13 protein-coding genes are annotated in these 11,432 nt (G+C 28.3%); 10 read left to right on the plus strand and 3 right to left on the minus strand.

Annotated features, from left to right (window positions below; genetic code table 11):
• Positions 1–591: ankyrin repeat domain-containing protein (locus tag ACR0QS_RS06765; protein ID WP_432632680.1), on the plus strand; the 591-nt coding region annotated here is incomplete at its 5' end.
• Here the strand turns inward: ACR0QS_RS06765 and ACR0QS_RS06770 are convergent.
• Positions 584–1,558, minus strand: a complete 975-nt coding sequence (locus ACR0QS_RS06770) for a cobalamin biosynthesis protein (RefSeq protein ID WP_432632681.1) — start codon at positions 1,556–1,558, stop codon at positions 584–586. The genes ACR0QS_RS06765 and ACR0QS_RS06770 overlap by 8 nt on opposite strands.
• 49 nt (positions 1,559–1,607) lie before the next feature.
• Entirely contained in the window at positions 1,608–2,192 is a 585-nt protein-coding gene (locus tag ACR0QS_RS06775; RefSeq protein ID WP_432632682.1) for a histidine phosphatase family protein, read from the minus strand.
• A 154-nt stretch (positions 2,193–2,346) separates the two neighbouring features.
• Between ACR0QS_RS06775 and ACR0QS_RS06780 the strand changes: the two genes are divergently transcribed.
• The 8 genes from ACR0QS_RS06780 to trxB all read left to right on the plus strand — a co-directional run bounded on the left by ACR0QS_RS06780 (position 2,347) and on the right by trxB (position 9,965).
• Complete coding sequence (locus ACR0QS_RS06780; RefSeq protein WP_432632683.1) at positions 2,347–2,652, plus strand: hypothetical protein; 306 nt, start codon at positions 2,347–2,349, stop codon at positions 2,650–2,652.
• A gap of 12 nt (positions 2,653–2,664) precedes the next feature.
• Positions 2,665–3,090, plus strand: coding sequence for a tetratricopeptide repeat protein (locus tag ACR0QS_RS06785; protein WP_432632684.1), 426 nt, complete (start codon positions 2,665–2,667; stop codon positions 3,088–3,090).
• A gap of 4 nt (positions 3,091–3,094) precedes the next feature.
• Complete coding sequence (locus ACR0QS_RS06790) at positions 3,095–4,816, plus strand: hypothetical protein (protein ID WP_432632685.1); 1,722 nt, start codon at positions 3,095–3,097, stop codon at positions 4,814–4,816.
• Positions 4,806–5,657 (plus strand): 16S rRNA (adenine(1518)-N(6)/adenine(1519)-N(6))-dimethyltransferase RsmA, encoded by an 852-nt coding sequence (gene rsmA, locus ACR0QS_RS06795; RefSeq protein WP_432632686.1) that lies wholly within the window; start codon positions 4,806–4,808, stop codon positions 5,655–5,657. Before ACR0QS_RS06790 ends, rsmA begins: the two co-directional genes overlap by 11 nt.
• 363 nt (positions 5,658–6,020) lie before the next feature.
• Positions 6,021–6,440 (plus strand): hypothetical protein, encoded by a 420-nt coding sequence (locus ACR0QS_RS06800; RefSeq protein WP_432632687.1) that lies wholly within the window; start codon positions 6,021–6,023, stop codon positions 6,438–6,440.
• Positions 6,401–6,889: a hypothetical protein gene (locus ACR0QS_RS06805; RefSeq protein WP_432632688.1), complete on the plus strand. Its 489-nt coding sequence runs from the start codon at positions 6,401–6,403 to the stop codon at positions 6,887–6,889. The genes ACR0QS_RS06800 and ACR0QS_RS06805 overlap by 40 nt, the downstream gene beginning before the upstream one ends.
• A gap of 573 nt (positions 6,890–7,462) precedes the next feature.
• Positions 7,463–8,926, plus strand: coding sequence for an AlbA family DNA-binding domain-containing protein (locus tag ACR0QS_RS06810; RefSeq protein WP_432632689.1), 1,464 nt, complete (start codon positions 7,463–7,465; stop codon positions 8,924–8,926).
• A gap of 100 nt (positions 8,927–9,026) precedes the next feature.
• Positions 9,027–9,965 carry a thioredoxin-disulfide reductase gene (trxB, locus tag ACR0QS_RS06815; protein ID WP_432632690.1) on the plus strand — a complete coding sequence of 313 codons (939 nt, stop codon included), beginning with the start codon at positions 9,027–9,029 and terminating at the stop codon, positions 9,963–9,965.
• A gap of 67 nt (positions 9,966–10,032) precedes the next feature.
• Here trxB and ACR0QS_RS06820 read toward each other — a convergent pair whose 3' ends face one another.
• Positions 10,033–10,362, minus strand: a complete 330-nt coding sequence (locus tag ACR0QS_RS06820; RefSeq protein ID WP_432632691.1) for a TIGR04076 family protein — start codon at positions 10,360–10,362, stop codon at positions 10,033–10,035.
• A gap of 165 nt (positions 10,363–10,527) precedes the next feature.
• On the opposite strand from ACR0QS_RS06820, the gene ACR0QS_RS06825 reads away from it, so the two are divergent.
• On the plus strand, positions 10,528–11,432 hold a 905-nt coding region (locus ACR0QS_RS06825; protein WP_432632692.1), incomplete at its 3' end, for a DNA-methyltransferase.

Here is an 11,432-nt window from a genome sequence, read left to right on the forward strand (position 1 = left end):
GGACATAATAAAGTGAAAAAAGATAATAATTCCAAAAAACATAATATAAAAAAAATATCAACAAAATCAAAAAATGCAAATAATATTTTTCTATTCTTTATAATAGCGATTTTAATATTTGTAATTATATTTCGTGTTTCAAATAAAAATCAATCTGTTAATATAAATTTTAAGGACGAAAACGGAATGACAAGAATTATGCGTGACTTTATTGACGAAGAAAATAAATTAAATAAAAACGATATAAAAAAATTACTAATGCAAAATAGAGACAAAATTGATTATAATATAGTCGACAATAATAATAGAACTTTGCTTATGTATGCGGCGTCTTACGGAGATAAAGAAATAATAAACGAAATTGTTAAATATGGAAACGGAATAGACAAAACCGATAATAACGGACAAACCGCTTTGCATTTGGCAGTTTGGCATAATAAATACGATTCAGTCGAAGAACTTATAAGATTAAACGCAAATCCAAATATAAAAGACGATTATTCACGCCTTCCGATTGATATAGCGGAATTTGAAGGCTATGAAGAAATATATAATTTTTTAAATAATTTAAACTTAAACGGCGCTAATTAATAAATAATATAGAAGATAAAAGCATCAATATAAGTTTTATCAAAATCGAAACGCATAGAGAAGATATATTTCCCATAAGAAGAATTTTATTTACTTTTTCTATCAGTTTATAATTCAATTCTTCCATATAATCGCCGACATTCGTCCTTTCGTATAATTCGCCGTCTTTGAAATAATCTACGCCAAGTTCAATATCCAAAGAACCAGCGATTGCGCATTCCAAAATAGCTTTGCTGTCTTTACCGTCCTTTTTCAAAATTGCGAAAGAATTTTTAAATCTGCATTTCAAAAATAAAGCGGAAATTGAATAAAATAAAAACGCGCATAAAGAAAGAATTATATTTATTAGAAAGCAAATTTTAACGGCAAAAATTTCAAATAATTTTTTATCGGTGTTTTCGTCTATTGCAGTTTCGTTTTTTGACAAAGTGGAAATAGTTTTATACAAAAAACAAATTGGAATTCCGCCAATAATAAAAAGTATTAATAAATAAATCGAATTTTCTGCGGAAGTTATCGTTGAATATTCTATAGTTCTTTTTATAATCGTTTCTTCTTCCATATCTTCCGTATCAATTTTTAGATTTTCATTTAATAATTTTCTCGCTTTATCGAAATTATTATATTGTAAAATTCCGTATATGCTCGAGCCGAATTCCAAAGATTTTCTTATTTCCAAAATATTATAAAATAAAATGAGTTCCACAATCAAGCCGAATAAAAAATGTATTCTATAAAATAAATTTATCAGATTAAAAGAAATTAAAAAAACAGCGCCGACTATCAAAATTGAAATTAAACTCCCAAATATAAATTCAAGTATTTTATTTTCTTTATAAACTTTTTCGGACAAAACATTTCTGATTTTCTCAAATAAAATTTTTATATAAGCGAATATATCTATTTTGAATTTATTGATAAATATATCCATAAGGAAAGATATTGGTAATATTAATAATACGTTCATTTTTATTCCGTTATTTTTTAATTAATTTTTAATTTATAAAATCGTAAAATTAAAATTTTTCTAAAATATTTAAATTATTTTTTTCGTCAATTTCAGTTAAAAATCCGCATCCGTTTTTAACCAAATAATCGTAAAACTGCATTTTTTTATTATCGAATTTGCTTAATATCGACATGATTATTCCGCCATGTGATAAAACGGCGACATAAGTTAAATTATTTTTTTTCATGTCTTCGATTATATTCAAATATACTTTTTCGGTTCTTTCAAAAAAATATTTGTAATCTTCTCCGTTCGGTATATTGCTTCTCCAGAGTTTTTTATTGAATTCTTTATAATAAGGATTGTCTTTTAATTCTTCGTATTTTTTTCCTTCAAAATCTCCGAAACATCTTTCTCTTAAATCTTCCAATATTTCCAAATTCATTTCTTCAAAATATATTTTTGCCGTTTCAATGCATCTTTTCATCGGACTACAATATAATTTTTGGACGGGTTTATATTTTTCTATTATATGTTTTTTTTCTAAAAGTTCTTTTTTCCCGTTTTCGCATAAAGGATTGTCGGTAGAACCGAGCCATCTGTATTCGGCGTTATATTGAGTTTGTCCATGTCTTATAAAAAGAATTTTCATTAAATTTAATTTCTCCGATTTTTATTATATCTTATAACTATAATTAATTTTTTTCAATAATCTACGGCTTAAATATAAAATATAAACCTTGACTTTAATTTGAAATTTGCTATACTAATTGATATAAAATAATATAATTTTACGGTAAATATTTATGAGCGAAGAGCAAGAACAACTTATAGAATTAGACGGCATATATTGCGCGAATTGCAGGTATTGCGTTTTACTCAGAAAAGAAAACGAATCCAATAAAAAAGAATATTATCTTAGAGTAAGATGCATAAAAGAACAATGGCGAAAAAAACTTGGCGAAGAAAAAATGTATAAGTATTTTACGGTCGCCAGAAGAACCGTTGAAAAATGCTATTGTTATAAGGATATGGGAGACTTGGAAATTTTTTTGGGAATTTTGCGTAGAAGTTTACCAGTAAGAGACGAAGTTTATCCGATAAAAAAATAGTGAGTTTTGTCAGTGAAAAAGATTTTTGTTTTTCTTTCCGTATTCGTTTTTTATTCGATTTCATGCGCTTCCGTTTTGAAAATATCTCCAGAAGAAGAGAGATATCCTCAAATAATAGCGGAAAAAGCCTATACGGAGTTTAATAATAAAAAATATAAAAGAGCGAGAAGTTATTATCAGTATATAATCGATAATTTTGACAGAGAAAATTATTCAAAAGAAGTGGCTTGGGCTTATTATGAAATAGGATTCTGTTATTATTATCAAAGGAAATATAAAGACGCTTTGAATTATTTTAATATCGTTATGAACGATTTTGCGGTTTTGCCTCCTAAAATGCTCGCTCAAAAAGTTATGCAGGACATTTATGAGAAAAAACCTAAATTAAAACCGATAGAAGTTATGGAAGAAATAATAGAAGATATTGAAAGTGAATAATAAAATGAATATTTTAAAAAGGCTTATATTAAGTTTTATAGTTTTGTCTATTATCTGCATAGTTTTAATATTAATTTTCTATGTAATATATTCAAAAGCGGACGGAAAAGAATATTCTTTAATCGCTTATATGCTCACAAGTTTAATATTATATAAATATTCCGTTCCGTATATAATTTCTTTATGCGTTTATTTTGCGTTTTTCAAAGGCGTTTATTCCGATTCCGAAAGCGATAATTTATCGAAAGTAATAGCCTCTCCGATAACCGCAATTTTAGCGATGATTTTATTTTATACATTATACGATTATTATTTGCTCGATGTTTTGGCGGATAGATTGAAAGAACATAACGCCAATAAAGATTATCAAATTTTTCTTCAATATGAACTCGAATTAAAAAATCAAATTTACGAAAACGCGAGAGAAGAACTTGCAAAAGGAAATTTGGATAACGCCTACAATCTCGCAAGAAAATCTTTATTTTACGAAGGCGATAACGGAAATATACTGCTTCTTTTGAAAAGCATACAAAAAGAAAAAGACGAATTGGACGAAATAGAAAATGAAAAAGAAATAGAAAATATAAATAATTTAATACAAATGGGTTCGAGAGCTTTTGCAATTTCCGATTATAATTCCGCGACAAGATATTTTGAAAGAGTTTTAAATATAGACAGATATAATTCTTTGGCTTTATATTATTTGAATAGAATAAGTATAGCCCAAAATAGCAAACCTAAATATTCGGGAAACACTACGGAAGAACTATACGCTTATAAAAAATTATCGGAAGTAATAGCCTTATACGAAGAGGGAAGATTATGGAAAGCATACGAAGAAATACTGCCTTTATATGCCGAACTTCCTAATATAACCGAAGTGAGAAATTATTATTCTATAATTACGGACGCGATAAATAATTACGATTTCTTTATCGAAGAAGCCGCGGAAATTAAAAATGTTTTTATTGATAATGTCGGTTATTTTGAAAACGGTTCATTGACGGAAAATAAAGGAATTAATTTGATGCTCGATAAAAATACTATGCTATCTTCCGTAAACGGTTTATATTTCAAAAATAATTTATATATGTTTGATGTTTCCGTTATTAAACTTGACGACAATTCCCAAATACTTAATATGCAAAATTATAAATACGGAAAACTTGCAAATACGATTTATACCAACGCGAACAATATAAAAAATATTATATTAAAAGCGCCGTTCGATAATAATAAAAAAGATTATATTTATAGCGATACGAATTCTTTGACGATTCCCGTATCAATATCTTCGAGCGCCGTTGAAACCATTAAAAATTATACCGATATGATATTGGATTACGCGAGTTTATCGAAACTTATTTCAATGAAAAACGAACTTCCTAAATTCGGATATTCCAACGAACCTATTAATTTAATAATATTCAAGAAATCCGTCTCTCCGATTTTATATTTATTATTATTTTCAGTTATAGCTTATTATTCTTTCAAATTCAGAGAAGAAATACATTATGAAGGAGCTAATCTGCCGACAAAATTTATTGGAATAATCGGCACTTTATCGCTTACTTTAATATACGAAATACTTACGGACTTTATGGCTTCGGTTTTAATAGAATTTTCAAATATAGTTATCGATATAGTATTGATTTACGCCGTGAGTTTGGCGCTTATATTAATAATTCTTTTACAAATTTCAAGAATTCCAAAAAATGTTAAATAATTTATATTCAAAAAAAGAAGTTCAAAATTATTTAAAAGAAAATTCAATATTTCCAAATAAAAATCGAGGACAAAATTTTTTATGCGACAGAAATATTGCAAATAATATCGCAAATATAATCGTTAATAATCGTTCTAAATATTGTTTGGAAATAGGCGGAGGACTCGGTTCTTTAAGCGAAATTCTAATAAATATTTATAAAGAAAATTTAACTATAGTAGAATACGATAAAGCTTTATATAAACATTTAATAAAAAGATATTCCAATATAAATATAATTCATAAAGATATTTTAACCGTTAATATTGAAGAAATAAGAAAAGAATCAAAATTCGATATATACGGAAATATTCCATACAATATTGCAAGTCCGATAATGGAATGGCTTTTTTGCGACTCTTATAAAAAATGGAATTATGCCGTTTTTATGGTTCAGAGCGATTTTGCAAATAGATTAATTGCAAAACCAAATACAGAAAATTATTCCGCGCTAACATTATTTGCCAATTTCATGTCGGATATAAAATTGGAATATAATGTTTCAAAAGAAGTTTTTTATCCAAAACCGAATGTGGAATCTTCCGTTATAAGTATAATTCCAAAAGAAATTGATTTTGAAATTTTAGATATATTTAAATCGGTATCAAAAACTTTATTTCATAACCGAAGAAAAAATATTAAAAATAATTTTATCAACTCTCCTTATATAAATATTGAAAAAGAAAAAATTGACGAAATATTGGAAAAAGCTAATATTGATAAAAACGACAGAGGAGAATCTTTAAGTTTGGAAGAAGTAAAAAAACTTTCAAATGTAATTAAAGAATATATTATTAATTAGAACTTTTTACGCGATTACATTAATTCCTTATTATTGCAATATATTTTTGTCATTATATTATGGTTTGATTGAAATAATTTTTTATATAGCTGCGCTTTTGCTCGCAATGACGAATTTTTTTAGAATTTTTTTATTTTAAACTATTGATATATTTTTTAAATAATGTATAATTTGAAATATAAGATATTTAATGAAAAAATTGGTGGAGAGAAACTAATATGAAAATTACGAAGATTTACAATACTGTATGTGCATTTGCAACGCAACGCAACGCAACGCAACGCAACGCAACGCAACGCAACGCAACGCATACCACCATTATATCTAAACAATAATTTTAAATTTTATATATTGCAATTTTTTATGGCATTTAATTTTTTAAGTGTCTCATCTTTATCTTTTATAAAAGAAAGCAAAAGTTCTTACTTTTTTGAGTGGCAAAAAAGTAAGCACGCCAAAGGCGGACAGTCATCAAAAACCATTTCTTTTTTTGTCAAAAAAAGAAACAAGGCTAAAGCCCGCTTTCAGCGAAAAACAACTCCGTTTAGAATTCGCAATTCATTAGTAAAATTATTTTTGCAGTATTCGGAAAGTCCGTCATTGCGAGTGAAACGAAGCAATCTAAATTTAGTTAAAACTTTTTTAACTTCAATCAAATTTACTTTTGATAGCTTATCAAGGAAAATAAAAAATCCTTGTTTAGTTATAAATTTTAAATTTTTATTTCAAGGAGGATATTCATTATGTCGAATATCAAAAAAAATTTTACCTACTTGGTTGTAGGAGCTTTAGTTATGGCTTTGTCTATAAGCTGTAAATCGAATGAAGAACCTTCTGGTCCAAAAGCTGGAACTAATCCGCCCGCTGGAAAGTATACTTCTAAAACTGATAGAGTAGATGGAACAGCATCAAGCGAATATGCTAACGCTACTGTCACGCATAATGGAAATGGCTGCACAATTACTGGAAAATTACAAGGTTTAAAATTACCGACTGGTAGTGAAACACAATCTACATATAAAGCGGTTGACTTTAGTATTACGGTTAATAGCTGGTATGAGGGCGATGGTTATACTTATGCAAGTGTCGACGATGGTGTATTAACATCACCTAGTGGTAGGATTAGTAGCATACGGTGGGGTTATTCTGATGACGGAACTACTTATATATTTTTGGGAATAAGCTATTATGATGGGTTTTTCTCTTCCGATACTCTTTATTACGGAAATTAATATAATAGTTAATTTCACTGCGTTAACATTAATTGAAAAACTTATCCATCTGTTTCTGAATTCTTATGGCAATTCTAATATTTTTATATTATGAATTGCCTATTCTGTTTTACTTTCGCTTAAAATTAATTTTAGATAAAAAAGGAGAAATAAGAATTATGCGAAATAGAAAAATAGAAATAAGCATAATATTGAATATAACGCTTTCAATACCGATTATATTCGTTATTAGATTATTGATACAGAATTGAGACTATTAATTTAGAGTTAGGCAGATTAAATTTTTATTTACTGAAAATAAAGCCGAGTTCTTTATCTTTATTGATTAAAAGGCTCGGTTTTTTATTGTAGATTGCTTCGGATATAAATACTCTCACAATGACGATTTAAAAGTTTGCGTATAATCTACATTCTTTCATATATTATAATATAATTTTTAGAACCTCGCACTAAAGAGTGTGGATATTTTTTTATAAATAATTTAACCGTTGTTATATATTAAGGTTGATATATATTATATTTTATGATATTATTACAAAAAATTACATAACACTATAAGGCAATGGATATGGTATGAAAATTGTATCAGGAAGATTTCTCTCAAAATCGGAATTAAGAAATAAAATATTGAGAGATGTGATTATAGCGATATTGTTTATAGCCGTATTAATTTTAATATACTTTCAAATCAGAAGTCCGATTCCCGTAAGATTTCTTTTTAAATCTTTATTCCAAGATGTAAAAAACGGAGTGGTTGAAGAATATTCAAAAATTTATTATCCGACTTATTATTTTTCAATGCAAATGACTCCGATATTCGATATAGAACAGTCGCCCGAAATTTATAGAGTTTTAATCAATAATTTTTTCCCTAAACATAATTATATTGAAAATGCGGCTATGCGTTTTGGAAACAGTTATATGGCTATAACTAAAGAAGGCGACAGTTATAAAGTAATTGGAAATATAGTGACGAACGATAATGAAATTAATAAATATCCTTCGATTCCTTTCGAGCAAATCAGCATCGATTCTTTTTATGTTAGAAATAATATGCCTTATATTCATTTGCTTTATATAGCGAGCGAAGATATAGCTTTTGAATATAATTCTTTATTCAATATAAATTTTGATGAAATAAACATTGACGAGATTAAAGACATTTACGCTTATTTGGTAACGGGAAATAGTAAAATAACTTTTCCAATATCGGAAGCGACTACAAATGAAAATCCGTCCGATTATATGGATATTGCAAATATTCTAACCGAAAAATTTTCCGAAACGAAAGAAGACATATTAAAAATTTCTCATAATAATAAAAATTACTGGGGATATAAAGGCAGTTTTACCGTTGCAAATAATACGAATCAAATTGGAATAATAATTCCAGAAAAAGCGTTGATAAGACGAATACAAATTCCAGCAGTTTTGATTTTTATTTTATTTATCGTTATAGTTGTAGCCGTTATAATCGCTCTTGCCACTCATTATATAAGAATAGTTGAAGATTTAATTGCAAATCATATCGATATAAAAAAGATTATAAAAGAAGGCGAAAGCACTATGGTGGAATTCAAATCCACTTTAAGATACGATAATTATACGGAAAAAATAAATAAATCTTTGGAAGAAACGATAATGAAATCCATTGCCGCTTTTGCAAACGCGGAAGGCGGAAGATTATTTATAGGAATTTCCGATAACGGAGAAATTAACGGTTTGGAAAAAGATTATTCCACTTTGAAACAAGCAAACAAAGATTTCTTCGAGCTTCATTTAAGAACTCTCATAGAAACTTATTATGGAAATTCTTTTTCAGCCGAATCGATAAGAATCGATTTTGTAGAAGAGGAAGAAAAAGATATATGCATAGTTTATATTAATAAAAGCAATAAACCGATATATACAAAAATAACGAATAAACAAGGCGCAAAAGAAGAAAAATTCTATATAAGAGTTGGAAATTCTTCGCGTGAAATAGCAAACGCAAGCGAGATAATCGCATATATAAATAAACATTTCAAAAAATTCTAAATAAAGTTATAATAATAAAACAAATATTTGACTGTTTATATTTAATGCTATATAATATAAATAATTAATTAAATATTAAATAAAATTAAAGGAGTTAATTATGTCTGAAAATATATACGATTCTATTATAGTCGGAGGAGGACCAGCTGGGCTTTCCGCTATGTTATATTTGGGAAGGGCTTTGACGAATTCTTTACTTATAGAAAAAAGAGGAATCGGCGGACAGATGATGAATACCGATACCGTTGAAAATTATTTGGGATTTCCAGAAGAGATAAGTTCGTTTGAGCTTGTCGACAGAATGCAAAAACATGCCGAAAAATTTTCTAAAAATCCTATAGAATACGATGAAATAGTAAAAGTGGAAGATATTAACGAAAAAGTAAAAACCATAATAACCGCGGACGGAAAAACTTATAAAACGAAAACTATCGTATTGGCTATGGGCGGTTTTCCTAAAAAATTAGGAGCGAACGGAGAAGAAAAATTTTCTGGAAGAGGCGTTTCATACTGTGCGACTTGTGACGGAGCTTTTTACAGAAATAAAACGGTTGCGGTTGTCGGCGGAGGAAACAGCGCTTTTGACGAATCATATTTTTTAATGAGATTTGTAAATAAAATATATTTGGTTCATAGAAGAAAAGAATTCAGAGCGGACGCGATAAATGTTAAACATTTAACCGATACGGGAAAAGTGGAATATGTTTTGGATTCGGTTATCGAAGAAATTTGCGGAGATACAAAAGTTTCGAGCGTAAAAATAAAAAATGTTTTGGATAATAAAATTCATGAACAAGCGGTTGATGGCGTATTCGTATTCGTGGGACAGCAGCCAGCTACGGAATTCTTGAAAGGAACTGGACTCGATATGACGGAAGCGGGACAAATAAAAGTCGATTTGGCTACAATGTCTACAAATATTGAAGGCATATTTGCCTGCGGAGATTCGGTATTAAAACCCGTTAGACAAGTTGCGAACGCGGTAGGCGAAGGAGCGATTGCCGCAATGAGAGCTACGGAATATTTATCGCATTTATAAAATATATTTCAAAAAAGAAATTATGGAATAATGATATAGAGATTAAATTTTAATTAATATTTGAAATTTAATCTTCTATATCGATTCTTTCAATTTTAAAAATGACTGGTCTTGTTCCGTCATTACAGCAAGCTATCATCATTTTTTCATCGTTAGTCCAGCCGTTCATAATAGAGCCTCCTTGTAAAGCGGAATATACATATCTGCTTATGCAATCCCAAGCTTCTGAACAAAATTTTCCATCAAGCATCTTCCAAAAGTTTTCGCCGTCTAGCAAAAATGTATCGCCGACTTTAAATAAAGGGCAGGCGCCAACTTTTGGGTCGGCTAAATATTTCTCCTGTAATTCTGGAAAAACTATCGAATCAATAACTGTGATTTTACATTTATGTTTCATTAAAATTATTTCCTCGTAATTAATTTTGAATTTGAATTTTATATTATAATAAATAAAATACAATAGCTAAAGTGGACTTAATTTGATTTTTATTATAATATAATTTTAAATCTTAATTACGGTTTCAAAATTTTTAGAATTAATAAAGGAATAATTGCGCTTATAATGAAAAAAACTAAAACAAGCTCGTTTGGAACGAAGGGAAGAGTCGGTCATGATTCTTCAAAATTTTATGATTCAAAATTATATAAAGAAATAATAAATAATGATTCCGATATTACAGTCAATGAATTTCCAAGCGAATTGCTTAATACGATTATTAAAGGTTCATGCGAAAACATGAAAGATATTCCTAATAATTCTCTTCATTTAATGATAACATCCCCGCCATATAATGTTTCTAAAGAATACGATAACGATTTGTCTTTAAGCGAATATTTGGATTTGATTAAAAATTGTTTTACCGAAACATATAGAGTATTGGTTGACGGAGGACGCGCTTGCATCAATATAGCGAATATTGGCAGAAAACCTTATATACCGCTGTCGGATTATGTATCAAAAATTATGATTGAAATAGGTTTTAATATGCGAGGCGAAATCATTTGGAATAAATCTGCGGGAGCGGGAATATCTACGGCTTGGGGAAGTTTTAAAAGTGCAAGCAATCCTATATTGAGAGATGTTCATGAATATATTTTAATATTTTCTAAAGGAAATTATAAAAGAGAAAGAAATAAAAACGAAAAAGAATTGAAAAAGGACAATATAACTAAAGAAGAATTTATGGAATGGACTAAAAGCGTCTGGACTATGAATCCCGAAAGCGCAAAAAGAATCGGACATCCAGCTCCTTTTCCCGAAGAATTGCCGAATAGACTTATAAAACTTTTTTCATTTACAAACGATATAGTCCTTGACACTTTTATGGGAAGCGGAACTACGGCTATAGCGGCGATTAAAAATAATAGAAATTTTGTAGGATACGAAATAAACGAAGAATATATTAATCTTGCAAATAATAGAATAGAAAAATTGAAAGAAAAAAATTCTGAAATATTATTATTTAA

Origin of the sequence: Brachyspira sp. (assembly GCF_050873525.1) — a bacterium.
Classification (GTDB): domain Bacteria; phylum Spirochaetota; class Brachyspiria; order Brachyspirales; family Brachyspiraceae; genus Brachyspira.